Genomic DNA, 26,595 nt, shown 5'->3' with positions numbered 1-26,595 from the left:
TCGGAGGACCAGCGGATGAAATCTGAGAAGCTCAAAGCTCTCACCTTCATCGTCGTTGGCTGCATCGGCGCCACCGCATTGGGTTTCACCGTATGGCAGACATCAAGCCCGGCCCGACCCACCCTTGATATTGCCATGCACACCACCGCCTCGACCACCCCAGCCCCGGCGCACTTTGAAACCCCAGGTAGCGAACCCCCGACAGAAGAAGACCCCGACCCGAACAACCAGGTTTTGGCGGCAGTCGACACCGCCGATCCCTACCTCCCACCGAATGCCTATGTGCGCCCCAACACCGGGACCCGACCATCGCGGACCACCGCCCCGGAGCCGGTGGACAGCACCACCGTCCAGGCACCCCCGGAGACTCCAACAGGTGCCCCGGTGGATGAACCTGACCGCAGCACCTCCCCCGGACCGGATGAATCCCCCAGCACTGAGCCGCGTCCCACAGATTCTGAGCCTGTCTCCCCCTCCACTCCCCCGGAGCTCACCTCTCCACCGGTGATCACTCCCACGGAGGACCCGGAAGACACCAGCGCCACTGAGGATGCTGAAGACACAGAGGAAACAGAGCCTCCAGTGGTGCCGGAGGAGCCAACAACCACCAATCCGACAGAACCAACTGGCCCCACGGAGTCCACGACACCCACGGATAATGGCGATGTTGCCGGCCCCACCAGCACATCTCAATCAGGTGGTGACAATCAGGGGGAGGCCACCGTGGAGCCCTCCCCCACTGATTTCGTGGATGAACCCACAGCACCACTGAATCCGAATCTCCCCTCCGAACCCGGTGCGGGGGAGGAAAACTTAGAAACATCTCAGATGAGGGAAACAGCCCAGGAAACTCAATCTGTTGAGCCTTCCCTTACCTCTGACCACACAGATGTTCTCGTGGATTCGCTGAACTAGAACAACAATACTCAGGCCCCACATGCTGTTGATATGCATGTGGGGCCTGCTTTCATTGTATTTCTGCACCTACACGGTGGCGATGAATACTTCCGCACCTTCGCCGGAGATCTGCACGACACCATCGGAGGCAGGAACCCAGACGGCGTAACCGGCGGTCAGCTCCAGAAACTGACCATCGTGTTCCAGGGTGACCGGTGTAGTGGTGGACTCGGTGCACAGGATGATCATGGGGCCGTCGTGTTCAGCCTCATGGACACCACCCAGGCGGACACGGTCCATGGTGAACTCAGTGATCGGCACCGGGTAGTGGTGGACAGTTCCCTCGGTGACTGAATCAACGATGGCGTTGTCCAGGGACTTAAAGTTCAGGACACGGACAAGTTCTGGAACATCAACGTATTTGGAGGTCAGTCCGCCACGGAGCACGTTGTCGGAGTTGGCCATGATTTCCACTCCAAGCCCTGAGATATAGGCATGGAGGTTGCCGGCATCCAAGTAGATGCCCTCGCCCGGCTTGAGTTGATAGAAGTTGAGCAGGAGTGCTCCGAGCACGCCCACATCTCCTGGGTAGCGGTCATTGAGGTCGATGATGTGGGAGAGGACGAACTTGGTGTCTTCATTGGTACCGGTGTCCAGGTAGCGCTGGGAGGAGACGAGGATGGCGTTGATAAGTTCATGGCGCTTGCCCACCGGGATTGTAATCCAGGTGGTGAACAGTGCGCGCAGGCTTTCCTCCTCGTTCTCCACCGCGAGCATGCTGCGGTAGTGATCGAGTTCGTGGCACTCCAGGGCGTCGAAGATCTCCATGGTCTTGGCCAATGGCCGGAAGCCTGCCATGGCGATGAAATCGGTGAGTGCGACGATCAGTTCCGGCTTGTGATTAGCGTCGCGGTAATTCCGGTTACTGGCATTGAGCTCAATCCCGGCCTCATTCTCGCGGGCATAGCCTTCTTTGGCCTGCTCCAGAGAAGGGTGTGCCTGGAGGGACAGGGGCGCACCTGCAGCCAGAATCTTCAACAGAAACGGCAGCTGTCCATCGAACTGCCCAGCTACACGCTCACCGAGCATGTCCACGGGGTTTTCTGCAATGAGTTCAGTGAGGGCAGTGCCGTTGATGGTGGAGGGAGCACCCGGGTGCGCACCGAACCAGACTTCAGCTTCCGGCCTGCTGACCGGGGAATCCAATCCACGCAGTTCTGGAATCAGGGTTCGTGAGCCCCACGGGTAGGCGCGTAGCGTGCCTTCCAATAGCTCCATTTACACGGCCCTTTCTTCTACGGTAAACACAGTCGCTGACTGGCCCCGCACAATTAGTCTTAGCGTTGAGGCAAGTGAGCCCCGCCCGTTGAGATCGCAGTCCTGCGACACCGCATCGGGTATCCCGGGCTCTTCTTCCGCCCAGACAACAGCCCTAAACGGTACCATCCGTGACCCGTCATCAAGGAATGGGTCATGGAATATATCAGCCTCCGGACCGCGTAATTCATGGAGGGAGTGATAGAGTTCCGCACCGTCGAGAACCCCGCACACCACCCCGCGTTTATTCCATAAAGTAGCCACTACGTTGGCTATCGCGTTGCCGCGTTCAGTGCGGCCGGTGTGCACGATGCGGTGCCCTTCAGCCGCCAGACGCAACTTTCTTCCCGGATTGACTAATTCATCACGTTCCGGCGACAGCGTCGCAATCTCCTCGTCCATGGAATCTGCTACATGATCCAGACGATCCGCCACCATCCGGGGATATTCCTCGAAAATCTCCAACACAGCGCTTATCGACGCCACCGTCCGCCCCGGCGACGCCCCCGTTGCTGTGGGCAGCGTGGGTATCACGATGGCGTCCCTCGGCGCTTCCTCAATGAGGGGACCATCATGGGGACCAACCAGAATGGTGGTCACACCGCGCTGGCCAGCTGTGATCAGCGCCCTGAGAAAATCCTCATCCCCACCATCATCGGTGACCGCCACCAACACATCCAGGGCGCCGATATAGCCCGGAAGTTCCGAGGTGATGACAAAGGGCTGCCGGAGCGGCTTATGGAGTGCTTCCACCAGCCGGGCACAACTCTGATTGAGCTGGCCCCGGGTCAGCACCACCACGCTGCGTGGGCGTAGGCCCTCGAGAGGGGCCAACATGCCCTCAGCGATGGCACTGCCGATCAGCCTGACCTGTGCCCCCTCATAAGCGACATCATAAAATCTGACGGTTTCCTGATCATAGGAAGAGCCGTCATAGAAGGAATCCACCACTGGGAATCAATATCCTTTCCTTATTCCCTCAAGGATAAGGACTTTTGATCAACCAGTGGTGGATTACGTTGTACATCTCTTCGGTGGGGGTCCGTCCCCTAGGCGCGGATGATGCCGAGGATCTCCTCCACCAGGGAGTCAACCTCCTCCGGGGAGGTACCCTCCACATTCAAGCGCAACAGCGGCTCAGTGTTGGAAGCACGCACATTGAACCAGGCCGGGGTGCCCTTGAGCTCCACGGTCACACCATCCAGGCGATCAATGCTCTCAATACGACTCTCAAACGCATCCAGCACAGCCTGAGTCCGCTCCGTCTGTGCCTGAGCATTAGCCAGACGGGAGTTCAGCTCACCGGAGGCGGCATAACGGTTGTACTGCGCCATCATCTGGCTCAGTGGCTTCTCCTGACCACCCAAGGCAGCCAGCACATGCATCGCAGCCAGAATGCCGGAATCAGCATTGAAGAACTCCGTGAAGTAATAGTGAGCCGAGTGCTCACCACCAAAGACCGCACCGGTATTGGCCATCTCGTTCTTGATGAAGGAGTGCCCCACGCGGGTACGCACAGCCTGACCACCATTTTCGGCGATGATCTCCGGCACAGACTTGGAGGTGATCAGGTTGTGGATGATCGTCGAACCAGGCTGGTCCTGCAGGTAACGCTCAGCCACAATCGCGCAGATGGCTGATGGGCTGACCGGATCACCATGTTCATCGATGACAAAACAACGATCAGCATCACCATCAAAGGCCAGGCCGATATCGGAACCGGTGTCCACCACGAACTTCTGCAGATCAACCAGGTTGGCCGGCTCCAAGGGATTGGCCTCATGGTTGGGGAAATTACCATCCAGCTCAAAATAGAGCGGCTGGATGTCCAAGGGCAGACCCTTGAACACTTCAGGAACAGTGAAACCACCCATGCCGTTGGCAGCATCGACGGCAACCTTCAAGGGACGGATCCTGCTCAGGTCCACCAGGTCGTTGAGGTAAGCGGCGTAACCACTGAGCAGGTCCTGCTCGCTGACAGAACCGGGTTCGCCCTCATAGACGGGGATACCGGCGACGAGGTCGTCGATGATGGTGGCCAGACCGGTTTCCTGACCCACCGGGCGGGCACCCTTACGGCACAGCTTGATGCCGTTGTACTCAGCCGGGTTGTGTGAGGCGGTGAACATCGCACCGGCGCACTCCAGGGTTCCGGAAGCAAAATACAGCTCATCGGTGGAGGCCAAGCCGATGTGGATGACATCCAGGCCTTGGGCGGTCACACCATCAGCAAAAGCCTGGGACAGTTCCGGGGAGCTATCACGCATGTCATGTCCGATGGCAACAGTTGTCTCGCCTTCACTGCGCATGAGACGGGCAAAGGCAGCACCGGTCTCACGAATGAATTCGGCATCCAGGTCCACGCCGATGACACCACGGACATCGTAGGCCTTGATGACCGCTGTTACAGATTCACGGGTACGCATAGATCCTCACGGGTAGAGAGCTAAATATTCCCCGCAATCTTACGTCACCCAGGGGCCCCCGACTAAAAGGTCAGCATCTTCCATGGTGGTGCCACCATGTCCCCCTCAGAATGAAGAAAAGCGTCGGCCTCAGCCGACGCTTGCAGTGTGGAACTCTAGTCTTCCAGTTCCGGAACCACGTAGAGGTGACCTCGACGCTGTGCCTTGTACTCAGCCACCTTGGCGGAACGGTTGACCGGATGGTTCTCGCCCACCTCCTCTTCATCAGTGATCAGGCCACTGACATTTCGGCCTGCTTCACGCACGGCCGCAGCGAGGGCGGTGAGATCCTCATCATCTTCAGGGAAGATGTCATTGACACGCAGCATCTCCCAGCCGAGTGGCGCGGTGATGCGCTCGGCATGGTGCTCACAGAGGTCCCAACTATGGGGTTCTGCGGCGGGTGCCAATGGACCTACGACGGCAGTTGATTCTGAATATGCGTAGGTGAGGGTGGCTACGGCGGGCTTGCCGCAACCGGGGCGGGAACATCGACGGAACTGACTCACGTTGTCAAAGTTTAGACCCTGGGTTGAGGTTTGGATAGTCACGACGCGCACTCCCCCACCCTGCTCCCCGGCGTGGTGACTGCTTTTACCTGCTCACCCGGTTTAGAATCTTGTCTTATGCACACGAGATCTTTTCGGGACAGACACGGTCGTGGAGTACGTGGCCCCGTGTTGCCGGCTGCGGTGCCGCGCCAGGCTTCTCGTCGTAAAGCTTTTGACCGTGCTGTGTTGGAAGCCTACGGCCCCCTGTACGGCATCTACCACAAAGAGCTGAGCAATCTTGATATTGCGGTGGATACAGTGCCCCGCATGCGGTTGAGTGCTGACATGTCCATCCTCCCCGATGAGATCACCGCCGATGGTCCGGTTCCGCTTGGTCGCGTCATCCCCCCGGCGATTGACCCGCAGGGCAACCCGACCCGTGCCCGCATCGTGATTTTCCGCATGCCGATCGAACAACGAGTGACCAACAAGATCGAACGCCATGAGCTCCTCACCCATGTTCTGATCTCCCTGGTGGCCAACTACCTCAACATCGAACCCCACGATATTGACCCCGGGTTCCAATACTGACCTGAGATGAAAACACCGGGGACCTGGGATTTTCTCCCCTGATTCCCCGGTATATTCAGGCGGTCTTTAGCCCAGCAGAGCCCACAGGCCCGGTCCCATCTTACTCAACGGCATCATGGAGCGGGTATCAAAAACACCGGTCATCGGAGTCTGGCAGAGCTCAACCTTGGAGGAATCAATCTTGTCGAAATCAACCTTTCCGTCCTGGGTTGCCAGGGCGATATAGCTGACTCCGGCGGGAATTCCCTCGGGGCCAAGCTCGAGTGGTTCCAGCTCTGCAGCACCGAGGCCGAAGTTCTGGGCGATACTCTCAGTGGTTTCACCAGCACACAGAATTCCAGCGGCCCCATATTCATCTCCGTAGATATCAGAGAAGGCAAAAGCGGTGGCGTTGAGACCCATCTCCTCCACTCCGGCGACATTACGCTCCAGTGCACCTGTGTTGGGGGCTGTGGAATTATCTCCGGCCTGGGTCATGGCAGTGGCAGCAACGAGTCCCGCGATGGCCACCAGCCAGATCACGACGATGCTGACGACAACGGCCTGGGCTTTCTTGGAGAGGGTCACTGATGAGCCCACCTTTCATTTTTCAGATTTAAACAGACTTCACTACCTTAGAGGAGTTTTCTGCTCATCGACTCTTTTAACGCTGATGGTTGTCGGTGAAATATGCCGGTAGGAGGGTAAAAAATAAGCCGGATCCCCATGCCACAACGATGGCGGATCCGGCTTCACATATAACCCCTGTTGATGATGGGGTTAACTGATTTCACGTTTGAGTCGGCGGCGCTCCCGCTCGGAGAGACCGCCCCAGATACCGAAACGTTCATCATTTTCAAGGGCGAATTCAAGACAGTCGTCTTGAACCGGGCATGCCTGGCAGATTCGCTTGGCCTCGCGGGTGGAACCGCCTTTTTCCGGAAAGAATGCCTCCGGATCAGTCTGCGCACAGAGCGCCTGCTCCTGCCATTCCTGCTCCATTGCACCAAAAAGATCGTCCAGAGTCATTTCCAGTGCGGAACGAGTCTGGGACTTTGCAATATGCAGTGCAGGCTGTCCTGCTGTATCTTCCACGCCCTCGCCCCCCTTCACTTCACAGGTCAGTCAATCTGGTTTCGAATTGGTCACAGTCTAGTTGCCAATCCGCATTGGTTACACATTCCGATTACACACGGGCCAATGATAAGCCGTCAACTGATATTAGGAAAATCCATAAAAGATGCCCCTGCCAGTTTCACAACAGTCACAACAGTCACAAAACCCCCGTGATGGGGGTACATCACGGGGGTACTAGATATTGGGGGCTGGGGGTTGATTCCCACCAAACGGCCACTACATCGGCGTGTCGTCCAGATGCTGGGAATAACTTATTTCTGAAAATGTTGGTTCCAGTTCCGCTTCCCGCGGCACTCTTCAGAGTCCACCATGGAAGGCGGAAAGTCACCCGAATGTAATTACCCGGATGTGACTTCCGCCCGGATCAGAACTACTGATCCGAGGAGAAACGGATGCCGCCATCCGGAATAACCACACCGGGGAAGACACGCATGCCGGCGGTGAGCTCACACCGGGCACCGATCTGCGCGCCTTCACCAATCACACAACCAGAAATCCGGGCATTTGCACCGATCGTGACGCCGGAGGAGATGATCGAATCCTCAATGACAGCTCCGGGTTCGATGGTCACGCCATCAAAGACCACGGTGTCATCCAGGCGACAGCCCGCACCGATCTCGGTGCCGCGACCAACCACGGTACCACCGAGCAGGATCACACCATCACGCACTCCTGCGGATGGGTCCACCAGTGACTCACCGGTCTTACCTGCCAGCAATGGTGAGTAGGCGATGCCGCGAACTAGGTCACCGGAGCCACGAACGAAGTCCTCCGGGGTACCCATGTCACGCCAGTATGAGGTGTCCACATGCCCATAGACACGCTTGCCCTCCTCCAGCAGCTGTGGGAAGGTTTCACGTTCCACGGAGACAACGCGTCCCTCCGGGATGGATGCGATGAGTTCCTTGTTGAACACGTAGCAACCAGCGTTGATCTGATCTGTCGGGGGATCCTCGGTCTTTTCCAGGAATGCCTCAACGCGACCTTCATCGTCGGTGGGTACACAGCCGAAGGCGCGGGGATTGGCCACACGCACCAGGTGCATCGTCAGGTCCGCTTCCTTCTCACGGTGGGTGTCCAGGATGGAACCCAGGTCCGCACCGGAGAGCACATCGCCGTTGAAGACAATGGCGGTGTCATGACGCAGCCTGTCGTAGACGTTGCGGATACCACCACCGGTTCCCAGTGGTTTGTCCTCCACCACGTATTCGATCTCCAGTCCCAGTTCTGAACCGTCGCCGAAGTATTCCTCAAAAACCTCGGCTTTGAAGGAGGTCCCGAGAACCACATGCGTGATGCCGGCAGCCCTGATGCGGGCCAGCAGGTGCTTCAGGAAAGGAAAGCCAGCGGTGGGCAGCATCGGCTTGGGGGTGTTGACCGTCAGCGGGCGCAGGCGGGTTCCCTTGCCACCGACGAGGATGACTGCATCCACATTGACCGGGGTGGGGTTTTCAGATTCAGACATGTTTTTCTGGTTTCACTCTCTGTGCAATGAGGGCGGTGGAACGTGGACTTTTCAGATCATGATGGGTGTGCAGGATGTATCTGAAATCTTCCGCAACGGATTACGTAAATGATGACCACAAGATGAAAAGCTGATGAATTCTAGTATTACCTATGCCCTGCGGATCTTGGCAATCAGTACGGCCACCAGAGCTCTGGCCTTCAGACCGACACGCAGTGCAAGCCGGATCGGCGCCTGGGTCGGCTTGGACAAACGATCAGCCTGGAAGCGGTAGGCGCTCTCATGGTGTGCGGGAAGGAGAAGCTCCGGGTGCTTTCCAGCAACATGGCCCTTGGCGTGGGTGATCTGCGCAGAGGGACAGAACACATTGTCATATCCCGCCCGGGCCAACCGGTCGCCCAGATCCACATCCTCCATGTACATGAAATAGCGCTCATCAAAGCCGCCGATCTGCTCAAAGGCTTCCCAGCGCAACAACAGGCAGGATCCAGACAGCCACCCGGCGACGCGTTCTGAATGCATGTCTTCATCATCACGGTAGGCAGCCGACCAGGGGTTTGCCTTCCAGATCCAACTGAATAATGCATGACCGATGCCATTGCCCAGGGTGGGGACTGCCCGGGCACTGGGATAGATGGAACCGTCTGCCTCACGGATTAGCGGTCCGACACTTCCGGAACCCGGATGACGCCTCGCACACGCGATCATGTCATCAATGGATCCTTCATCAAAGACCACGTCCGGGTTGGAGACGATGAAGAACTCTCCATCGATCTTTCCGGCGTCGCGACGCTCCTTGAGGGAACGTGCGGCAACGTTCACACCGGTGCCATAGCCAAGGTTGCCACCGGTGGGCAGGAACTCGGCGTTCTCGCGTTCCTTCGCCGCCTGCTCAGGGACCCCGTCTGTTGATCCGTTATCCGCCATGATGACAACAGCGTCACGGTCTGTCGCCGCAGGAATCGAATCCAAAAAGGACGCCAGGTATTTTCCAGGGGAGTACGTCACCGTGATCACGGCGATGGGTGGATTTTGATTGCTCACAGCCACCAGAGCTTAGCCGTTCACTCATGGGTTAAACATCCGCCACTCCCGACAGGCGTTGAGGAAATAGCTAGCAGTTGTCATAGAATCCCTAGGCAGTATCTTTATTGTCTTTTTCGAAGGGCCTTGAACTCAAGGGTCTCCACCACTTCCGTCCATGAAGGGTTTGCAAATACCGTGACCGAAAAGTACCGCCCCGTCCGGGATATTCAGGCAGCCCCTGCAGCACTGCAGTCCACCAAACAGGCCGGGCCGTTGGCTGTGCGTTCCATCGTGGCCTTCCTTTCTGTGCTGGTGTTGTTGGTCTCAGGGCTGGGATATTTCGCGGTCGGCAGCATCGGTGATGTGGCTAATGCCGGCAACCTGACACTCGGTGGTGGTGAGGGTGTGAAGGATGGCGAGGCTACAGATGGTGCCACCGATATCCTTCTCGTGGGTTCTGACTCCCGTTCTGATGCCCAGGGAAACCGTCTCTCCGATGATGAGATCGCGATGTTGCGTGCCGGTGATGAGGAAAATGACAATACTGACACCATCATGGTGATTCGTGTCCCCAATGACGGATCCTCCGCCACTGCTGTGTCCATCCCCCGCGATGCCTATATCAGTGATGATGATTACGGAAACATGAAGATCAATGGTGTTTATGGTGCTCACAAGGATGCCCGCCAGGCTGAACTTGTTGAGCAGGGTTTCACCAATGATGCAGAACTGGAATCCCGTTCCAAAGAGTCTGGCCGCGAAGGCCTCATTGATGCAGTGTCTGATCTCACCGGCATCACCGTTGATCACTATGCGGAGATCGGTCTCCTCGGGTTTGTGCTGCTGACTGATGCCGTGGGTGGTGTTGATGTCTGCCTGAATAATGCGGTCAATGAGCCTCTGTCCGGTGCGGATTTCTCTGCGGGCCGTCAAACCCTGGGTGGTTCTGACGCCTTGTCCTTTGTCCGCCAGCGCCATGGTCTCCCCCGCGGTGACCTTGACCGTATCGTCCGTCAGCAGGCTTTCATGGCCTCCCTGGTTAACCAGGTTCTCTCCTCCGGCACCCTGACCAACCCGGCGAAGCTCTCTGCGCTTGCCGACGCCGTCATGCGCTCAGTCATCATCGACGAGGGGTGGGACGTGATGGGTTTTGCCACCCAGTTGCAGAACCTCGCCGGTGGCAATGTCATCTTCACCACCATTCCTGTCACCTCGATCGATGGTGTCGGTGATTATGGCGAGTCCGTGGTCACGGTTGACCCGGTCCAGGTTCAGGCATTCTTTGAAGACGCCCTCGGTGGTCAGGAACCAGAACCACAGGACTCTCCTGGTGGTGATGGTGACCAGCCCGCCCCAGAAACCAATAACGCCGACACGATGGTCCATGTTCTCAACGGTTCCGGCACCGCTGGTCTTGCCAGTGGTGTGGCAGCCCACCTCGAGGGGCTCGGCTTCACCATCGAAGAGACCGGTAATGCCATCGAGGGCCTCTACTTTGAGTCCCAGGTTCTGGCATCCGACACCACTGATCCACAGGCGATCACCATCGCTGAGGAGTTAGGCGGACTGCCGATCATGCAGAATGATTCCCTGGATTCCGACACCATCATCGTCATCCCACACATTGATTATGCTGGCCCGAATGTTGAGGTTGCAGCAAACCCAAGCTCTGTTGGTCAGCCCGGTGCAGATGGTTCCGGTGACCCGATTCTCAGCCCGGAGATCGACGCCGGCGGCGATGGCCCCCGCTGTGTGAACTAGTTGTCCCCTACCCAGATACGGATTTTTCCCTAATCTGGGTGCCATGCAACTGCTTTCTCATCTTCTTGCCACAGACCCCGCTTCCCCGCGCCTGACCGTCTATAACGAAACCACTGGCGCCCGCCTGGACTTTTCCGCCATCACCCTGGATAACTGGGCGTCAAAGGTGGGAAACATGCTTCTGGAGGAGCTCGATCTGGATGAGGATTCCACCATCGCGATTGATCTTCCCGTCGGTTGGCAGACAGCCGTGATCGTGCTGGGTGCACTTGCCACCGAGGTGGAGGTCACCTTCGGCCACGAGGGTGTGACAGGTGCTGATGTCGTGTTCACCTCCCCTGATCGCTTTGAGATCAACAGTGGCCATGGTGATGTGGTGCTGGTCAGCGATGACCCCTTCGGTCGCGGTGTGGTGGAAAGTGGTGGTGAGCTTCCACAGGGAGCCATCGATTTCGGCCCCACAGTCCGTTTCTATGGTGATCAGTTCTTCAACCCCACCCGCATTCTCCCTGACATTGTCGGTGACTCCGGGGCGACCCCGAAGGCCCGTGTCTTGAGCACCGGCTGGTCAGATGCAGAAAGCTTCAAGCAGCAGGTTCTCGCCCCACTGGCAGCCGGGGGTTCTGCAGTCGTGGTATCAGGACTTGCAGACACTGATCGTCTGGATCAGATTTCCCTGTCAGAGAAGGTGGACACCCGTATCTAGCGGTAGCTAGCCCACAGGGGTAGCAAGACTGGCACATTAAATTATCTGGTCTAACCTCAGAGACTGTTTTGTTTCCATTGCAAAGGAGTCTCTGATGGCTTATCCCGAGAACAACTACCCACACAATGAAGGACCCAACCCAGACGGTCCACAATCCTGGCAGACAGGTACCAACACGACCACCGAGGCCAAAGGGTTTTTCAAGACACTCTTCGATGCCAACTTTGATTCTTTCATCTCTCTGAAGTTTGCCAAGTTCATCTATGTCTTCGCGTTGATTGTCGCTGCCGTGGCCATGTTTATCGGTTGGCTACTGCCATTCTTCGGCGCACTGTTCAGTGGCTTGGTGGGCAGGGCTATCTTCATTCTGATCCTGGGTTGGATTCCGGTCGGCCTGGCGACACTCTTCTCCCTGATCATGACTCGTCTCTTCCTGGAGTTCGTCGTTTCAGCGGTCAAGACTGCAGAAAACACGTCGAAGCTCGTTCAGAAACCCTGATCAACCCACTGTCTGTACCTGTGTGCCCTATGCTCCTGGTAACTTAATCAAGCATGGCAACGGTCACATTCGACAAAGTCTCCATCCGCTACCCCGGCGCGGAGCGTCCCACTGTCTATGAGCTCGATCTGGATATCGCTGATGGTGAATTCCTCGTGCTCGTGGGTCCTTCTGGTTGTGGCAAGTCCACCACCCTGCGGGCCTTGGCGGGTTTGGAGGAGGTGGAGTCCGGTGTCATCAGCATCAGTGGTCGCGATGTCACCGGGCAGGAGCCAGCAGAGCGTGATATTGCGATGGTGTTTCAGAACTATGCGCTCTATCCACACATGTCGGTGGCGAAAAATATGGGTTTTGCCCTGAAATTGGCCAAGATGCCGCAGGCGGAGATTGACGCCAAGGTGGGTGAGGCTGCGGAGATTCTCGGCCTCACGGAGTTCCTGGACCGTAAGCCGAAGGATCTATCGGGGGGACAGCGTCAGCGTGTGGCCATGGGCCGTGCGCTGGTGCGTAATCCGAAGGTGTTCCTCATGGATGAGCCGCTGTCTAACCTGGATGCCAAGCTGCGTGTCCAGACCCGTGCTGAGGTTGCGTCTCTGCAGCGTCGTCTTGGTACCACCACCGTGTATGTCACCCATGATCAGGTGGAAGCGATGACGATGGGTGATCGGGTGGCGGTGCTCAAGGATGGGTTGCTGCAGCAGGTCGCCCCGCCCAGGGAGCTTTACGATGCCCCTGTCAATGCTTTCGTCGCTGGTTTCATCGGGTCCCCCTCCATGAACCTCTTCCCCCGTGACGGTGTCACCATGGGGGTACGTCCCGAGGCGATGATCGCTGGAGCTGCTGAGGTGCCGCCTGGTTACACCGTGGTGGAGGGCGTGGTGGACATCGTGGAGGAACTGGGTTCTGAGTCCTATGTCTATGCCACCTGTGGGGGCGAGCGTCTGGTTGCCCGTTGGGCAGATGAGCAGGTGCCTGCACCCGGGGACACCGTGAGTTTCGCCTTCAATGCTGCTGCCGCTCACCGCTTTGATCCTGACAGCGGCGAGCGTCTCACCTAGCCCCTGCCCCCGATCGCGGGGAAGGCGCGGCCATAAGCACGTGTTCTCCGCCCCTACTGCGGGGGTGATTTTCAGAATTTTCGTGCGCGATAGTGTTCTGGATCATTAGATTTAGGTTACCTGTTGCTAAGAAAGGTGACTTAAATATGTCCAGAATTTCCCGCAAGACCGGCGCTTCGCTTGCCGCAACCACCCTGATCGCAGCAATCGCACTCGCCGGTTGCAGCTCAGACTCCTCCGATGAGACCACCACCGACACCACTGCCGCCACCGGTGACGAAGAGGGCCGCGGCCCGATCACCTTCGCCATGGGCAAGAATGACACTGACAAGATCATTCCGGTGATCGATAAGTGGAACGAAGAAAACCCCGATGAGCAGGTCACCCTGAACGAGCTCGCGGGTGAGGCTGACGCCCAGCGTGAAACCCTTGTCCAGTCCCTGCAGGCTGGCAACTCCGACTATGACGTCATGGCTCTCGACGTCATCTGGACCGCTGACTTCGCGGCCAACCAGTGGCTGGCACCGCTCGAGGGCGACCTCGAGGTGGACACCTCCGGACTGCTGGAATCCACCGTTGATTCCGCCACCTACATGGATACCCTCTACGCACTGCCGCAGAACACCAACGGCCAGCTGCTCTACCGCAACACCGAGATCGTGTCAGAGGCCCCTGAGAACTGGGCTGATCTGGTGGAGTCTTGCACCCTTGCTGAAGAAGCAGAGGTTGACTGCCTGACCACCCAGCTCAAGCAGTACGAAGGTCTGACCGTCAACACCATCGGCTTCATCGAAGGCTGGGGCGGCTCCGTCTTGGATGAGGACGGCAACGTGACCGTCGACTCCGACGAGGCCAAGGCTGGCCTGCAGGCACTTGTCGACGGCTACGAGGACGGCACCATCGCCTCTGCTTCCACTGCGGCAACCGAGGAGGAGACCAACCTGGCCTTCACCGAGGGGGAAACCGCCTACGCCATCAACTGGCCATACATGTACACCAACGCCGAGGATGCAGAAGCAACCACCGGCAAGTTCGAGGTCCAGCCACTCGTGGGCGAAGACGGCGTCGGCGTATCCACCCTGGGTGGCTACAACAACGGCATCAACGTCAACTCTGAGAACAAGGCAACTGCCCGCGACTTCATCGAGTTCATCATCAACGAGGAGAACCAGACCTGGTTCGCCGACAACTCCTTCCCACCGGTGCTCGCATCCATCTACGATGACGAGTCCCTCATCGAGCAGTACCCATACCTGCCAGCACTGAAGGAGTCCCTGGAAAACGCAGCACCACGTCCAGTCTCCCCATTTTACCCAGCCATCTCCAAGGCAGTCCAGGACAACGCCTACGCAGCCATCAACGGCGACGTGGATGTTGACCAGGCAACCGCCGATATGAAGGCTGCCATCGAAAGCGCCTCACAATAAGAGCCTTTCGCCCCCCCATCACAAGCTGCATCAAGTAGCTTGCAGCACACATAATTCTCCGGTCATCACACCAGGTGGCCGGAGTTTTGTCATCATGGGGTCACCTCAGTTGCGTTTCACATTCTCTGGCCCAAGGAGTCTCTATGTCATCCCAGCTGTCTCCCCGATCTCTCCAGGAGTTATCCTTCTCCATCTTCAGTTTCATCTCCCGCTGCCCCGAACAGGTCTATGAGGCGATCGTGGATCCACGCCAGCTCTCCAGATACTTCGCCACCGGCGGTGCCCGCGGACGCATGGACACAGGTGCCACCGTGACGTGGGATTTCGCTGACTTCCCCGGCAGGTTTCCAGTCCGGGTGATCGAAGTCTCCCCCTCCCGGACAGTGATCTTCGAGTGGGAGGGTATGGACACCGTGTCCGGTGACGGGGTGACCCGGGTGAGCATCACATTCGAACCTGTTGATGACTACACCCGTACGAAGGTCACCATCACGGAATACGGCTGGAAGGTCACTACTGGTGGATCCCAGGGAGCCTTTGGCAGCTGTATGAGATGGACCGGGATGCTGGCAGCCCTGAAGGTGTGGTTGGAACACGGGGTGCTGCTGCGCGAAGACTTCTATTCCTAGGTGGCCCGGGGGACGGTTGCACTGACGGTGGGAGAGGACAACCTTTGACACTATTTCCCATCCTGTGTAACCACAAACGGTGGCTTCTGGGGAAGGTCCCCCACAGGTCAACGTTTATACAACCAGCCTCCGGAGGGCCATCCAGGGGGTAGGTGACTGTTCCTTCACCACCACCGGGGTTCTATGATCCAACTAACAAGTTTTTCTTTTTAGTTCCCTTTGTCCACTCCCCTCAATCTCAAGGAGCGCTGGAAACATGGCCAAGATGAAACAAGCCCGTTCAGCCATGTGGCTGATCGCGCCTGCCATGATTGTTCTGGCGGTGGTGATCGGGTATCCCATTGTCCGTGCCATCTGGCTGTCCTTCCAGGCGGATAAAGGTCTGGACCCCACCACCGGGTTGTTCACCGACGGCGGTTTCGCTGGTCTGGAGAACTACCTCTACTGGCTGACACAACGCTGTATGAGTTCCGATGGCACCGTGGGTGTCTGCCCACCTGGAACCCTGGCCACTGATTTCTGGCCGGCATTGCGCATCACACTTTTCTTCACCGTGGTCACCGTGACTCTCGAAACCGTCCTGGGTATCTGCATGGCATTGATCATGAACAAGGAGTTCCGCGGTCGTGCACTGGTTCGTGCGGCTGTCCTGATCCCCTGGGCGATCCCCACTGCTGTGACTGCGAAGCTGTGGCAGTTCCTCTTTGCACCGCGGGGCATCATCAATGAGTTCTTCGGTCTGAGTATCAGCTGGACCACTGATCCCTGGGCGGCGCGCGCCGCAGTCATCCTGGCTGATGTCTGGAAGACCACGCCGTTCATGGCACTGCTCATCCTCGCAGGACTCCAGATGATCCCCAGAGACACCTATGAGGCAGCACGTGTGGACGGTGCGACCCCGTGGCAGCAGTTCACCAAGATCACCCTCCCACTGGTCAAGCCTGCACTGATGGTGGCTGTGTTGTTCCGTACCCTTGATGCCCTGCGTATGTATGACCTGCCGGTGATCATGATCTCTAGTTCCTCCAACTCCCCCACTGCGGTCATCTCCCAGCTGGTGGTGGAGGATATGCGTCAGAACAACTTCAACTCAGCTTCTGCACTGTCTACCCTGATCTTCCTGCTCATCTTCTTCGTGGCCTTTGTGATGATCCGCTTCTTAGGGGCGGATGTCTCCGGCCAGCGTGGCATGGCCAAGACCAAACGTCGTCGCAAACAGAAGAAACAACCTGAGATAGCAGGAGCCGGAGTAGGCATCACCGGTGCTGCCGTAGCCAATGAGGTGTCCTCATCATGAATAAGAAAACCAAGAATCTGATCATGAACTACGCCGGTGTGGTGTTCATCCTCTTCTGGGGTCTCGCACCATTTTATTGGATGGTGGTCACCGCACTGCGCGATTCTCGCTATACCTTCGACACCACCCCGTGGCCCACCCATGTCACACTGCAGAACTTCAGGGACGCCCTGGCCACAGATAAGGGCAATAACTTTCTGGCGGCGATCGGTAATTCCCTGATTGTCAGTCTGACCACCACCATCCTGGCAGTGGTCGTGGGAGTATTCACCGCATATGCCCTGGCACGCCTGAACTTCCCTGGCAAGGGCATTGTCACCGGCATCATCCTGGCAGCCTCCATGTTCCCGGGTATCGCCCTGGTCACTCCCCTGTTCCAGCTCTTTGGTGACATCGGCTGGATCGGCACCTACCAGGCCCTGATCATTCCGAATATCTCCTTCGCGCTCCCCCTGACCATCTACACACTGGTGTCCTTCTTCAGACAACTGCCGTGGGAGTTGGAGGAATCGGCACGTGTGGATGGTGCCACCCGTGGGCAGGCCTTCCGCAAGATCCTCCTGCCACTAGCTGCACCTGCCCTGTTCACCACCGCGATTCTGGCATTCATTGCCTCCTGGAATGAGTTCATGCTGGCCCGCCAGCTGTCCACCACCGCCACGGAGCCGGTCACTGTGGCGATTGCACGTTTCTCCGGACCAAACTCCTTCGAGTACCCCTACGCCTCCGTGATGGCTGCAGGTGCCCTGGTGACGGTTCCGTTGATCATCATGGTGCTGATCTTCCAGCGTCGGATTGTCTCCGGCCTGACAGCCGGTGGTGTGAAGGCTTAATGGCTCAGGACTAGAGTGGTTGCCATGAGCAACAGGGACCCCCAGGATCACTCCGAGGCACAGCGCAGGAATCTGCAGCTGGATGCATTCATCGGCTTCCTGGGGTTCTTTGCTTTTCTGGCTGTGGTTCAGGCAGCCGTCAATGTGGTCCAGCCGGAACCGAAGGTCTGGCCTGCGCTCCTGGCTTTGGTGTTAGTACTCGCCACCGTGGCCATGTGGCGGGCCCGTCGTAAATAGGGGGTCCCCGTTGCACTCTGGTGTCCATGACCATCACGTATAACTGCGCCACCACTCTCAATGGTTTCATTGCAGATGAGTAGGACTCACTGCAGTGGTTTTCGATGTCTCCCGCGCATCTGATGCGGAAGCTGATATCGCCTCATTCCTGGATACCATTGATGCCCTGATCATGGGATCCACCATCTATGAATGGCTGCTGGGTGCGCTGGATAAGCCTGAGGACCTCACCACTTCCTATGGTCAACGCCCGATACCTGGGTCTTCACCTCCCGGAATCTCCCAGTGTATGAGGGAACCAACGTGCGGTTGATCAACAGTTCTGGGGCCGATGCTCTGCCACGGATTCTCACAGATGTAGAGAATCTGTGGGTCATAGGTGGTTGAGAACCAGCCGGTCAGTTCTTCGGTGCTGGCGCTCTGGATCGCATCATCCTCACCATGACACCGGTCTTCCTCCCGGATGGAAAGCAACAGACTCCATCTCAGTGGCACCCAGCAGGTGGGACAGTTCGTCGAACTCACCTACCAGGTCAGTTAGCCTCTAAACTTCCGCCACAGCACCCGGAGGGTGGAGTGCGGTAGTGCCAGGCATTCCCGCAAAAACATCTGGGTGCGCATGTGTGCTGGGGTTATAGCGGTGACCACGGTGATGGGGATGCCGAGGTGCCAGGCCCAGAGATAGGTACGCCAGGCATGGAAATCACTGGTGACCACGGTCCACTGCCTGGTGTCAGGGAGCAGTGCGAGGGCGTTTTCCAGGTTTTCATTGGTGCTGGTGGCCCGGGGTTCTTCGAGGAGGTGTTGTACTCCGCGGGCGCGGAGATAGTCCGCCATGGGGGCGGCCTCATCTAAACCACTGACCACCACCGGGACATGGGGGTGTCTACCAGCAATTTCTGCGGCCCGGTCCAGGCGGGAGGCCAGGAGTGGGTCAACACGGCCATCCACCACCTTGGAACCGAGCACCAGAATCGGATTCACAGCAGTGACGATCTTATTCGCCCATGAGGCGCTTCTTCAGCGCCTCGTCCTTGGCTTCCACCTGGGAAGCCATCTCTGCCTGATAGTCAGCCATCTTCTGCACCAGGGCCGGGTCACCGGCACCGAGAATGCGGGCGGCCAGCAGGCCAGCGTTCTTGGCACCGCCGATGGAGACGGTGGCCACAGGTACTCCGGCTGGCATCTGCACGATAGAGAGCAGGGAGTCCAGACCATCCAGGTCCTTCAGTGCGCGTGGCACACCGATGACCGGGAGCGGGGTGGCTGCGGCAACCATGCCGGGCAGGTGTGCGGCACCACCGGCGCAGGCGATGATGACCTTGATGCCGCGCTCATGGGCGGTCTTGGCGTAGCTGAGCATGCGTTCCGGGGTGCGGTGTGCCGAGAGGACTCCTACTTCGAAAGGGATGCCGAATTCAGCCAATGCCTCAGCGGCTGGTTCAACAGTGTCCCAGTCTGAGTCAGATCCCATGATCAGTCCGATGAGTGGTGCCATTGTGCTTCCTCCAGGTAACGGTGCCTCAAGAATTTAAGTTTCCGTAGGAAAGTCTAACCGCCCCGCCTGCGACCCGGTTAGTTGCCGGGGGACAGGGCTGGGGCGGAGACAAGGTGGGGCGTCGAAAAGCGCAGGTTTAAGCCCAGGTGGCATTGACCAGGTAGTTGGCGGCTGCTGCAGCATCTGCGCGCACGGTGTCCGCATCCTCGCCGACCATGTTGACGTGGCCGATCTTGCGGCCGGGGCGGAAACCCTTGCCGTAGAGGTGGATCTTGGCGTTGGGGTAACGCTCCCACACCTCAATCATGCGGCGTGCCATCGGCTCAGCCGGATCTTCATCGGCGGCCAGCATATTGGCCATCACTGTGAACGGTGCCAGGGTATCGGTGGAACCGAGTGGGTAGTCCAGTACCGCACGTAGGTGCTGCTCAAACTGGCTGGTCACACAACCATCCTGGGTCCAGTGACCGGTGTTGTGGGGGCGCATGGCCAGCTCATTGACGGAGATCTCCCCATCGGTGTCCTCGAACAGTTCCACGGCGAGCACACCGGTGACACCAAGTTCGGTGGCGATGTGTTCAGCCAGCGCGCGGGTGGATTCCTGCAGTTCAGATGAGAGATCAGGCGCTGGGGCCACGGCCTCGGCACACACGCCGTTGCGCTGCACGGATTCAACAACCGGCCATGCAGCCGTCTCGCCGGACGGGGTGCGCGCGACCATCGCGGATAGCTCGCGGGCAAGTTCGACCTTCTGCTCAGCCATCAGTGCGGTGCCAGCTGCCAGGAGCTTATCGACGAGTTCTGTCAGTTCTTCCTTCGATGCGGGGAACCACACACCATGTCCGTCATAGCCTCCACGGCGGGCCTTCACGCACACCTGACCATCAACCTCATCAAAGAAAGCCTGCGCATCAGCCGCATTCTCAATGGCGACAAAAGGTGGTATGGGGGCACCCAGTTCCTGCAGACGCCTGCGCATGACCAGCTTGTCCTGGGCATTGACCAGAGCATCCGGACCAGGCTGGACATTGACCCCTTCGGAGATCAACTGACGCAGGTGTTCGGTGGGCACGTGCTCATGATCAAAGGTCATGACGTCGGCACCTTTGAGGGCGCGGCGGAGATCATCAATGTTGGTGTAATCACCTAAGACCACATCAGCTGCCACCTGGGATGCTGACGCGTCCCGGGCACCTGCCAGTAGGCGTACCGACTGGCCGAGTTCAATGGCCTCGGTCTGCATCATGCGGGCAAGCTGGCCATCGCCGATCACTGCCACGACAGGCATCCCCGGGGCATGCGCCGCAGGATTTCCGTCAAGATCAAGGTGGGCGGGGCTGGTGTTGGTTTCATGAGAAGTCACAAGGCTCAACTATAGCCAGCTGACCTGTCAGTACCGAAGATCCTTCAGCACGGACTCCACCTTCTTGGCCTTCGGAACGTTGTTGACCACATAGGGACGGGTCTGTCCGCCTACCCCCAGGATCAGTGTTTTACGACGTCGCTGAACATCATGCATATAACTGAGGGGAATCGAATCATAACGGGAGCGCAGTCCGGAGGGGCGTACCAGAAGCTTCCGGTCTGTCACCGTGATGCGATAACGACGCTGCCGGATCAGGGGCAGTCCAAAACGCCAGAGGCTCAACACTGCCCAGATTCCCAGGATCAGGTCTCGGGTCCCCGGCGGGAAGTCCGTGGCAGGTACATAACCGAACATGTCCGGCAGTCGGTCGAAATATCCCACGGCCATCCAGCAGACTCCGGTGATGATGATCAGTTCTAGAACAGGAAAGAGCATGGCGGATAAAGGGGAGGTCAGATCCACGTAGACGCGTTCTGCGCTCGTGACTCTCTTGTTGTTTGCTTTCCCCGGCATGTTTTCCACCCTACTGCAGGCGCAGGTGGGTCACCTCACCGGCGTTGAGCGTATGAACCTCACCACTTTGATCCCGGACCATCAACTGCCCACCGGAAGCAATGCCCACGGCAACACCCAGCAGTTCCTTCTCCCCGGGCAGGATTACCCGGACATCCTGTCCCAGGCTGGAGCAAACCTCACGGTAGGCATCCAGCCAGGTGTTCTCCCCCTGGGACCATTCCATTAAGCGGGTGCGGATATTCCCCAGCACAGCAATGAGGAAATCTGTGCGGTCGATGTCATGGCCTGCCAGCGACAGGGAGGTGGCGTGGGGAACGGGAAGTTCCTCTGTTGTCAGATCAATGTTGATGCCGATGCCGATGATCACCGCTGGTCGGGTGTCTAGTGATGCCGCCTCCACGAGAATTCCGCAGAGCTTTTTCGCATTGAGCAGCACATCATTAGGCCACTTCAGGCCGGCACCGTCCACCCCGAGATCACGGAGGGTGTCCATCAACGCCAGACCACAGGCCAGTGGGATGGTCCCCAGGTGGGATAACTGCGCCGGATCTGGGCGGAAAAGTACAGAGAACATCACCAACGCCTTCTCCGGTGCAATCCAGGGCCTGCCCAATCTGCCACGTCCGGAATCCTGGAATTCTGTGGTGGACACCGTCCATTCCGGAGCACCATCCTGTTCTGCGCGCAGGAGATCAGCATTGGTGGAGTCAGTGCTTAGTGAATAGTCCAGGCGGGCAAAGGGGCCATCATCGACCAGAACTTCGCGTAAGCGGGTGATATCCAGGGGACGGCGTGCATCGGGAGTGTGCTTCATGTCCGACAATCTAGTCCCCCGGCAGTGGTTGGTGTTGAAACAACCGCTCCTTTTCGCCTCTGAGGCACCCGAGAGACGGGGGCATCCTGCCCACCCACACCCACCCCCCACCGGCACCCCATGTGTAGCCCCCACCACAAGCCTGATCACCACCATCTCATGTCACTGCAGGATAAGCGTCTCAAGCCTGCGCACACCTGCGGTTTCAGGCCCCAGAACGCTCCAGGACACAGGTCCTGTCTCCCCTCACTTCACAACTCGCAGCCCCTGTCAAAAGGTGATCCGTGCGACACGCCGGAAAAAGTTTCACCTCAAAAAACTATCCACACGCAGGACTAACCCAAAATGTGACCTAATTCACCCGCCTGGGAATGTGGACGCGGCCGCCAGCTACGGCTACGATTCCAAAACATGACCATTTCCTCACCTTTGATTGACGTCGCCAACCTCCCAGACATCAACACCACCGCCGGCAAGATCGCCGACCTCAAGGCCCGCCGTGCGGAAGCCCACTTCCCCATGGGCGAAAAGGCCGTAGAGAAGGTCCACGCGGCCAACCGCCTCACCGCCCGCGAGCGCCTTGATTACCTGCTCGATGAAGGCTCCTTCATTGAGACCGATCAGCTGGCCCGCCACCGCACCACCGCATTCGGACTCGGCACCAAGCGTCCAGCCACCGACGGCATCGTCACCGGCTGGGGCACCATCGATGGCCGCGAGGTCTGCATCTTCTCTCAGGACGGCACCGTCTTCGGTGGCGCGCTCGGTGAGGTTTATGGCGAAAAGATGATCAAGATCATGGAGCTGGCCATCGATACCGGCCGCCCACTGATCGGCCTCTACGAAGGCGCCGGCGCCCGCATCCAGGATGGTGCGGTCTCCCTTGACTTCATTTCCCAGACCTTCTATCAGAACATCCAGGCTTCCGGCGTCATCCCCCAGATCTCCGTGATCATGGGTGCCTGTGCAGGCGGCAACGCCTACGGCCCGGCACTGACCGACTTCGTGGTCATGGTGGACAAGACCTCCAAGATGTTCGTCACCGGCCCAGACGTGATCAAGACCGTCACCGGCGAGGAGATCACCCAGGAGGAGCTTGGCGGAGCAACCACCCACATGGTCACCGCAGGTAACTCCCACTACACCGCAGCCACCGATGAGGACGCACTGGACTGGGTTCAGGATCTCGTATCCTTCCTGCCATCCAACAACCGTTCCTACGCACCTGCCGAGGACTTCGATGAGGAAGAGGGCGGCATCGAGGAGAACCTCACCGCCGATGACCTCAAGCTCGATGAGATCATCCCGGACTCCGCAACCACCCCTTATGATGTCCGCGATGTCATCACCTGTCTGACCGATGATGGCGAATACCTGGAGATCCAGGCTGACCGCGCCGAGAACGTCGTAATCGCCTTCGGCCGCATCGAAGGCCAGTCCGTTGGTTTCGTCGCCAACCAGCCAACCCAGTTCGCTGGCTGTCTGGACATTGACTCCTCCGAGAAGGCCGCCCGCTTCGTGCGTACCTGCGATGCCTTCAACATCCCGATCGTCATGCTTGTCGATGTCCCTGGCTTCCTGCCAGGTGCCGGCCAGGAGTATGGCGGCATCCTACGCCGTGGCGCCAAGCTGCTCTACGCCTACGGCGAGGCCACCGTCCCTAAGATCACTGTGACCATGCGCAAGGCCTACGGCGGCGCCTACTGCGTCATGGGCTCCAAGGGCCTGGGCTCTGACGTGAATCTGGCGTGGCCAACCGCGCAGATCGCCGTCATGGGCGCTGCCGGAGCTGTCCAGTTCATCTACCGCAAGGAGCTCATGGCAGCCGATGCCAAGGGCCTGGACACCGTCGCTCTGGCACAGTCCTTCGAGCGCGAGTATGAGGATCACATGCTCAATCCCTACCTCGCCGCCGAGCGTGGCCTGATCGACGCGGTCATCCTGCCATCTGAGACCCGTGGCCAGATCGCACGCAACCTGCGTCTGCTCAAGCACAAGAATGTCACCCGTCCTGCCCGCAAGCACGGCAACATGCCTCTCTAAGAACCTCAAGCCGGTTTGCCTTCCCCACCCGCGTCCACCCACCCCTGCGGTGTATGGCGCGGGTGTTGGACTTTCATTCCACAGGGGGCCGCTGGAGGGCTGCCCGGATGCTTTCCCCGGGGAGAGGTTACCCCCGCAGTCACCTCCCCATCTGAAGCAGTTCCACAGCCCCCCAAAGTGTCCGCCTGGCGAACGGTTGCGGGGTGTTGGCCGCACCACAACCCCACCCCGCCTCCGGAGGCCTCACAGTTGCAGCGGTCATGGGTTGGCCATCTCATGGTCAGTTTGTCGACTGGTCGTGTCATACCTGCTCCACGCTGGAGGTTTAATGGAAGGTGAGAAGTCCAACTATTCAATTCTGGGACATGTGAGGGCTATTGAACTATCATTCCCGTTAGCGAAAGGTGAGAGTCGCAAAACCATTGCGATGTTCCAACCGGTCCTAAAATCATCAACCGCCGCCGCCCCCTCAGGGGAGTGCCAGATGAGGGCCAGTCCCTTCTCTGTGGCAGCAGATTTCTCTGCGATGACGTCCATGCATTACTCACGAACGCACCCCAGGATTTAGACTAAGAAACCATGACTGCAGCAACGACAGCACCTGATCTCACCACTACCGCCGGAAAACTGGCAGACCTGCGCGCGCGCCTTTCCGAGGCACAGGCCCCCATGGGCCAGGCTTCCGTGGACAGGGTGCACGAGGCAGGTAAGAAGACCGCCCGTGAGCGCATCGAGTACCTACTTGATGAAGGCTCCTTCGTGGAGGTTGACGCCCTCGCCCGCCACCGCTCCAAGAACTTCGGCCTGGATTCCAAGCGTCCAGTCACAGACGGTGTGGTCACCGGCTACGGCACCATCGACGGCCGCAAGGTCTGTGTCTTCTCACAGGACGGCGCTGTCTTCGGCGGCGCACTCGGTGAGGTCTACGGCGAGAAGATCGTGAAGATCATGGATCTGGCCATCAAGACCGGTGTTCCCCTGATCGGTATCAACGAAGGTGCCGGCGCACGTATCCAGGAGGGCGTTGTTTCCCTGGGGCTGTACTCCCAGATCTTCTACCGCAACACCCAGGCATCCGGCGTGATCCCCCAGATCTCCCTGATCATGGGCGCCTGTGCCGGTGGCCACGTGTACTCCCCTGCCCTGACCGACTTCATCATCATGGTGGACAAGACCTCCAAGATGTTCATCACCGGCCCAGACGTGATCAAGACCGTCACCGGCGAGGAAGTCACCCAGGAAGAGCTCGGCGGCGCATACACCCACATGTCCCAGTCCGGTACCTCCCACTACACCGCGTCTGATGATTCCGACGCGCTGGATTGGGCCCGTGATCTGGTGTCGTACCTGCCGTCCAACAACCGTGCGGAAACCCCACGCGAAGACGCCGAGATCATGGTGGGCTCCATCCAGGAGAACCTCACTGAGACCGACCTCGAGCTGGATACCCTGATTCCGGACTCCCCGAACCAGCCTTATGACATGAAGGACGTCATCTCCCGCATCGTGGATGACGCTGAGTTCTTCGAGATCCAGGAAGGTTACGCAGAGAACATCCTCTGTGGCTTCGCCCGCGTTGAAGGACGCGCCATCGGCATCGTGGCCAACCAGCCGATGCAGTTCGCCGGCTGCCTGGACATCAAGGCATCCGAGAAGGCTGCGCGCTTCATCCGCACCTGCGATGCCTTCAACATCCCGATCATCGAGTTCGTTGACGTTCCAGGCTTCCTGCCGGGCACCAACCAGGAATTCGACGGCATCATCCGCCGTGGAGCCAAGCTGCTCTACGCCTACGCCGAGGCAACCGTCGGTAAGATCACCGTGATCACCCGCAAGTCCTACGGTGGCGCTTACTGCGTCATGGGCTCCAAGGACATGGGCGCAGACCTCGTCTTCGCATGGCCAACCGCACAGATCGCCGTCATGGGTGCCTCCGGCGCCGTCGGCTTCATCTACCGCAAGGAGCTCAAGGCTGCGGCAGCTGCCGGCGAGGACGTCGCGGCACTGATGAAGCAGTACGAGCAGGAGTACGAGCAGACCCTGGTCAACCCGTACATGGCTGCTGAACGCGGCTACGTTGACGCTGTCATCCCACCATCTGAAACCCGTGGACAGATCATTGAGGGTCTGCGCCTTCTGGATCGCAAGGTTGTTAGTGTTCCTGCCAAGAAGCACGGCAACATCCCGCTGTAAACAGCTTGTCGCACCTGACCAGCTTTGAAGAATTTCCACAAGGAGAATCATGTCTGAAGAGACCACCACCGAGGCCCCCAAGAAGCCATTCCTGCAGGTCCTGTCCGGCAATCCGGATGACACCCAGGTGGCTGCCCTGACCATCCTGTTCGCAGGTCTGGCTTCTGCATCCGCAGCGTCTGAGGAAGCTGTCAAGGATCGCAACCAGTGGGGCAATCTGGAGGAGCGTCTGCAGCGTCCGGTCAACTACAACCCGAGTGCCTTCCAGAACGTGAACTTCTTCTAAGGTTCCACCAGTAGTTTCCTTGCAGGAGGCGTCTGTGATCCCACCTCAGGTGGGATCACAGACG

The 26,595-nt window shown here is 58.5% G+C and carries 28 protein-coding genes; 15 read left to right on the top strand and 13 right to left on the bottom strand.

All coding sequences use genetic code 11. From position 1 onward, the window contains the following. The first annotated feature begins 15 nt into the window (after positions 1 to 15). Entirely contained in the window at positions 16 to 915 is a 900-nt protein-coding gene (locus Q0M74_RS02220) for a hypothetical protein (protein ID WP_293951371.1), read from the top strand. A 69-nt stretch (positions 916 to 984) separates the two neighbouring features. Here the strand turns inward: Q0M74_RS02220 and manA are convergent, their stop codons facing one another. The 4 genes from manA to Q0M74_RS02200 all read right to left on the bottom strand — a co-directional run bounded on the left by manA (position 985) and on the right by Q0M74_RS02200 (position 5,188). Beyond that, positions 985 to 2,175, bottom strand: coding sequence for a mannose-6-phosphate isomerase, class I (manA, locus tag Q0M74_RS02215; protein ID WP_293951369.1), 1,191 nt, complete (start codon positions 2,173 to 2,175; stop codon positions 985 to 987). Beyond that, the gene (locus Q0M74_RS02210) at positions 2,176 to 3,165 is read right to left on the bottom strand and encodes a hypothetical protein (protein ID WP_293951367.1); all 990 of its coding nucleotides are present in this window, start codon (positions 3,163 to 3,165) and stop codon (positions 2,176 to 2,178) included. Between the two features lie 98 nt (positions 3,166 to 3,263). Then, the gene (locus Q0M74_RS02205) at positions 3,264 to 4,640 is read right to left on the bottom strand and encodes a phosphomannomutase/phosphoglucomutase (RefSeq protein ID WP_293951365.1); all 1,377 of its coding nucleotides are present in this window, start codon (positions 4,638 to 4,640) and stop codon (positions 3,264 to 3,266) included. 155 nt (positions 4,641 to 4,795) lie between these two features. Next, on the bottom strand, positions 4,796 to 5,188 hold the full coding sequence (locus Q0M74_RS02200; protein WP_293951363.1) for a DUF3499 domain-containing protein: 393 nt from the start codon (positions 5,186 to 5,188) through the stop codon (positions 4,796 to 4,798). Between the two features lie 117 nt (positions 5,189 to 5,305). On the opposite strand from Q0M74_RS02200, the gene Q0M74_RS02195 reads away from it, so the two are divergent. Next, positions 5,306 to 5,761, top strand: a complete 456-nt coding sequence (locus Q0M74_RS02195; protein ID WP_293951361.1) for a metallopeptidase family protein — start codon at positions 5,306 to 5,308, stop codon at positions 5,759 to 5,761. Positions 5,762 to 5,827: 66 nt separating this feature from the next. Here the strand turns inward: Q0M74_RS02195 and Q0M74_RS02190 are convergent, their stop codons facing one another. The 4 genes from Q0M74_RS02190 to Q0M74_RS02175 all read right to left on the bottom strand — a co-directional run bounded on the left by Q0M74_RS02190 (position 5,828) and on the right by Q0M74_RS02175 (position 9,359). Then, positions 5,828 to 6,328 carry a hypothetical protein gene (locus tag Q0M74_RS02190; protein WP_293951359.1) on the bottom strand — a complete coding sequence of 167 codons (501 nt, stop codon included), beginning with the start codon at positions 6,326 to 6,328 and terminating at the stop codon, positions 5,828 to 5,830. Positions 6,329 to 6,520: 192 nt separating this feature from the next. After that, a complete protein-coding gene (locus tag Q0M74_RS02185; protein ID WP_293951395.1) occupies positions 6,521 to 6,769 on the bottom strand; it encodes a WhiB family transcriptional regulator in 249 nt (82 codons plus the stop codon). Between the two features lie 478 nt (positions 6,770 to 7,247). Then, entirely contained in the window at positions 7,248 to 8,342 is a 1,095-nt protein-coding gene (locus Q0M74_RS02180) for an NDP-sugar synthase (RefSeq protein ID WP_293951357.1), read from the bottom strand. A gap of 150 nt (positions 8,343 to 8,492) precedes the next feature. Then, positions 8,493 to 9,359 carry a glycosyltransferase family 2 protein gene (locus Q0M74_RS02175; RefSeq protein WP_293951393.1) on the bottom strand — a complete coding sequence of 289 codons (867 nt, stop codon included), beginning with the start codon at positions 9,357 to 9,359 and terminating at the stop codon, positions 8,493 to 8,495. 204 nt (positions 9,360 to 9,563) lie between these two features. Between Q0M74_RS02175 and Q0M74_RS02170 the strand changes: the two genes are divergently transcribed. From Q0M74_RS02170 to Q0M74_RS02125, 10 genes are all read left to right on the top strand, one after another. Beyond that, positions 9,564 to 11,129, top strand: coding sequence for an LCP family protein (locus Q0M74_RS02170; protein ID WP_293951355.1), 1,566 nt, complete (start codon positions 9,564 to 9,566; stop codon positions 11,127 to 11,129). Positions 11,130 to 11,172: 43 nt separating this feature from the next. Continuing rightward, complete coding sequence (locus Q0M74_RS02165; protein ID WP_293951353.1) at positions 11,173 to 11,835, top strand: TIGR03089 family protein; 663 nt, start codon at positions 11,173 to 11,175, stop codon at positions 11,833 to 11,835. Between the two features lie 94 nt (positions 11,836 to 11,929). Then, entirely contained in the window at positions 11,930 to 12,334 is a 405-nt protein-coding gene (locus tag Q0M74_RS02160; RefSeq protein ID WP_293951351.1) for a DUF4282 domain-containing protein, read from the top strand. 53 nt (positions 12,335 to 12,387) lie between these two features. Then, positions 12,388 to 13,392, top strand: a complete 1,005-nt coding sequence (locus Q0M74_RS02155) for an ABC transporter ATP-binding protein (protein ID WP_293951349.1) — start codon at positions 12,388 to 12,390, stop codon at positions 13,390 to 13,392. A 146-nt stretch (positions 13,393 to 13,538) separates the two neighbouring features. Then, complete coding sequence (locus tag Q0M74_RS02150; protein ID WP_293951347.1) at positions 13,539 to 14,819, top strand: ABC transporter substrate-binding protein; 1,281 nt, start codon at positions 13,539 to 13,541, stop codon at positions 14,817 to 14,819. Positions 14,820 to 14,962: 143 nt separating this feature from the next. Next, a complete protein-coding gene (locus tag Q0M74_RS02145) occupies positions 14,963 to 15,448 on the top strand; it encodes an SRPBCC domain-containing protein (RefSeq protein ID WP_293951345.1) in 486 nt (161 codons plus the stop codon). Positions 15,449 to 15,704: 256 nt separating this feature from the next. Continuing rightward, on the top strand, positions 15,705 to 16,745 hold the full coding sequence (locus Q0M74_RS02140) for a carbohydrate ABC transporter permease (RefSeq protein WP_293951343.1): 1,041 nt from the start codon (positions 15,705 to 15,707) through the stop codon (positions 16,743 to 16,745). Next, the gene (locus Q0M74_RS02135) at positions 16,742 to 17,578 is read left to right on the top strand and encodes a carbohydrate ABC transporter permease (RefSeq protein WP_293951341.1); all 837 of its coding nucleotides are present in this window, start codon (positions 16,742 to 16,744) and stop codon (positions 17,576 to 17,578) included. Before Q0M74_RS02140 ends, Q0M74_RS02135 begins: the two co-directional genes overlap by 4 nt. Before the next feature lie 24 nt (positions 17,579 to 17,602). After that, entirely contained in the window at positions 17,603 to 17,815 is a 213-nt protein-coding gene (locus Q0M74_RS02130; protein ID WP_293951339.1) for a hypothetical protein, read from the top strand. A gap of 94 nt (positions 17,816 to 17,909) precedes the next feature. Next, complete coding sequence (locus Q0M74_RS02125; protein ID WP_293951337.1) at positions 17,910 to 18,128, top strand: hypothetical protein; 219 nt, start codon at positions 17,910 to 17,912, stop codon at positions 18,126 to 18,128. A gap of 224 nt (positions 18,129 to 18,352) precedes the next feature. Here Q0M74_RS02125 and Q0M74_RS02120 read toward each other — a convergent pair whose 3' ends face one another. From Q0M74_RS02120 to Q0M74_RS02100, 5 genes are all read right to left on the bottom strand, one after another. After that, entirely contained in the window at positions 18,353 to 18,799 is a 447-nt protein-coding gene (locus Q0M74_RS02120; RefSeq protein WP_293951335.1) for a YdcF family protein, read from the bottom strand. A 13-nt stretch (positions 18,800 to 18,812) separates the two neighbouring features. Then, the gene (gene purE / locus Q0M74_RS02115) at positions 18,813 to 19,313 is read right to left on the bottom strand and encodes a 5-(carboxyamino)imidazole ribonucleotide mutase (RefSeq protein WP_293951333.1); all 501 of its coding nucleotides are present in this window, start codon (positions 19,311 to 19,313) and stop codon (positions 18,813 to 18,815) included. A gap of 136 nt (positions 19,314 to 19,449) precedes the next feature. Then, entirely contained in the window at positions 19,450 to 20,676 is a 1,227-nt protein-coding gene (locus Q0M74_RS02110) for a 5-(carboxyamino)imidazole ribonucleotide synthase (RefSeq protein ID WP_293951331.1), read from the bottom strand. A gap of 27 nt (positions 20,677 to 20,703) precedes the next feature. Next, positions 20,704 to 21,192: a hypothetical protein gene (locus Q0M74_RS02105; RefSeq protein ID WP_293951329.1), complete on the bottom strand. Its 489-nt coding sequence runs from the start codon at positions 21,190 to 21,192 to the stop codon at positions 20,704 to 20,706. Positions 21,193 to 21,202: 10 nt separating this feature from the next. Beyond that, entirely contained in the window at positions 21,203 to 22,009 is an 807-nt protein-coding gene (locus Q0M74_RS02100; protein ID WP_293951327.1) for a biotin--[acetyl-CoA-carboxylase] ligase, read from the bottom strand. 411 nt (positions 22,010 to 22,420) lie between these two features. On the opposite strand from Q0M74_RS02100, the gene Q0M74_RS02095 reads away from it, so the two are divergent. From Q0M74_RS02095 to Q0M74_RS02085, 3 genes are all read left to right on the top strand, one after another. After that, positions 22,421 to 24,052: an acyl-CoA carboxylase subunit beta gene (locus Q0M74_RS02095; RefSeq protein WP_293951325.1), complete on the top strand. Its 1,632-nt coding sequence runs from the start codon at positions 22,421 to 22,423 to the stop codon at positions 24,050 to 24,052. A gap of 579 nt (positions 24,053 to 24,631) precedes the next feature. Beyond that, entirely contained in the window at positions 24,632 to 26,245 is a 1,614-nt protein-coding gene (locus Q0M74_RS02090; protein WP_293951323.1) for an acyl-CoA carboxylase subunit beta, read from the top strand. 49 nt (positions 26,246 to 26,294) lie between these two features. After that, positions 26,295 to 26,531, top strand: a complete 237-nt coding sequence (locus Q0M74_RS02085; protein ID WP_293951321.1) for an acyl-CoA carboxylase subunit epsilon — start codon at positions 26,295 to 26,297, stop codon at positions 26,529 to 26,531. Positions 26,532 to 26,595 lie beyond the last annotated feature (64 nt).

The organism is uncultured Corynebacterium sp. (assembly GCF_945649885.1).
In the GTDB taxonomy this organism is placed as follows: Bacteria; Actinomycetota; Actinomycetes; order Mycobacteriales; family Mycobacteriaceae; genus Corynebacterium.
This window is presented reverse-complemented; position numbering and strand designations above follow the sequence as displayed.

What these genes read in the sequence shown, in the direction of transcription:
- Q0M74_RS02085 (WP_293951321.1), top strand. Translation starts at nt 26,295, where the DNA reads ATGTCTGAAGAGACCACCACCGAGGCCCCCAAGAAGCCATTCCTGCAG.
- Q0M74_RS02195 (WP_293951361.1), top strand. Translation starts at nt 5,306, where the DNA reads ATGCACACGAGATCTTTTCGGGACAGACACGGTCGTGGAGTACGTGGC.
- Q0M74_RS02180 (WP_293951357.1), bottom strand. Translation starts at nt 8,342, where the DNA reads ATGTCTGAATCTGAAAACCCCACCCCGGTCAATGTGGATGCAGTCATC.
- Q0M74_RS02095 (WP_293951325.1), top strand. Translation starts at nt 22,421, where the DNA reads ATGACCATTTCCTCACCTTTGATTGACGTCGCCAACCTCCCAGACATC.
- Q0M74_RS02220 (WP_293951371.1), top strand. Translation starts at nt 16, where the DNA reads ATGAAATCTGAGAAGCTCAAAGCTCTCACCTTCATCGTCGTTGGCTGC.
- Q0M74_RS02145 (WP_293951345.1), top strand. Translation starts at nt 14,963, where the DNA reads ATGTCATCCCAGCTGTCTCCCCGATCTCTCCAGGAGTTATCCTTCTCC.
- Q0M74_RS02105 (WP_293951329.1), bottom strand. Translation starts at nt 21,192, where the DNA reads ATGCCGGGGAAAGCAAACAACAAGAGAGTCACGAGCGCAGAACGCGTC.
- Q0M74_RS02150 (WP_293951347.1), top strand. Translation starts at nt 13,539, where the DNA reads ATGTCCAGAATTTCCCGCAAGACCGGCGCTTCGCTTGCCGCAACCACC.
- purE (WP_293951333.1), bottom strand. Translation starts at nt 19,313, where the DNA reads ATGGCACCACTCATCGGACTGATCATGGGATCTGACTCAGACTGGGAC.
- Q0M74_RS02155 (WP_293951349.1), top strand. Translation starts at nt 12,388, where the DNA reads ATGGCAACGGTCACATTCGACAAAGTCTCCATCCGCTACCCCGGCGCG.
- Q0M74_RS02100 (WP_293951327.1), bottom strand. Translation starts at nt 22,009, where the DNA reads ATGAAGCACACTCCCGATGCACGCCGTCCCCTGGATATCACCCGCTTA.
- Q0M74_RS02205 (WP_293951365.1), bottom strand. Translation starts at nt 4,640, where the DNA reads ATGCGTACCCGTGAATCTGTAACAGCGGTCATCAAGGCCTACGATGTC.
- Q0M74_RS02165 (WP_293951353.1), top strand. Translation starts at nt 11,173, where the DNA reads ATGCAACTGCTTTCTCATCTTCTTGCCACAGACCCCGCTTCCCCGCGC.
- manA (WP_293951369.1), bottom strand. Translation starts at nt 2,175, where the DNA reads ATGGAGCTATTGGAAGGCACGCTACGCGCCTACCCGTGGGGCTCACGA.
- Q0M74_RS02160 (WP_293951351.1), top strand. Translation starts at nt 11,930, where the DNA reads ATGGCTTATCCCGAGAACAACTACCCACACAATGAAGGACCCAACCCA.
- Q0M74_RS02185 (WP_293951395.1), bottom strand. Translation starts at nt 6,769, where the DNA reads ATGACTCTGGACGATCTTTTTGGTGCAATGGAGCAGGAATGGCAGGAG.
- Q0M74_RS02140 (WP_293951343.1), top strand. Translation starts at nt 15,705, where the DNA reads ATGGCCAAGATGAAACAAGCCCGTTCAGCCATGTGGCTGATCGCGCCT.
- Q0M74_RS02135 (WP_293951341.1), top strand. Translation starts at nt 16,742, where the DNA reads ATGAATAAGAAAACCAAGAATCTGATCATGAACTACGCCGGTGTGGTG.
- Q0M74_RS02130 (WP_293951339.1), top strand. Translation starts at nt 17,603, where the DNA reads ATGAGCAACAGGGACCCCCAGGATCACTCCGAGGCACAGCGCAGGAAT.
- Q0M74_RS02090 (WP_293951323.1), top strand. Translation starts at nt 24,632, where the DNA reads ATGACTGCAGCAACGACAGCACCTGATCTCACCACTACCGCCGGAAAA.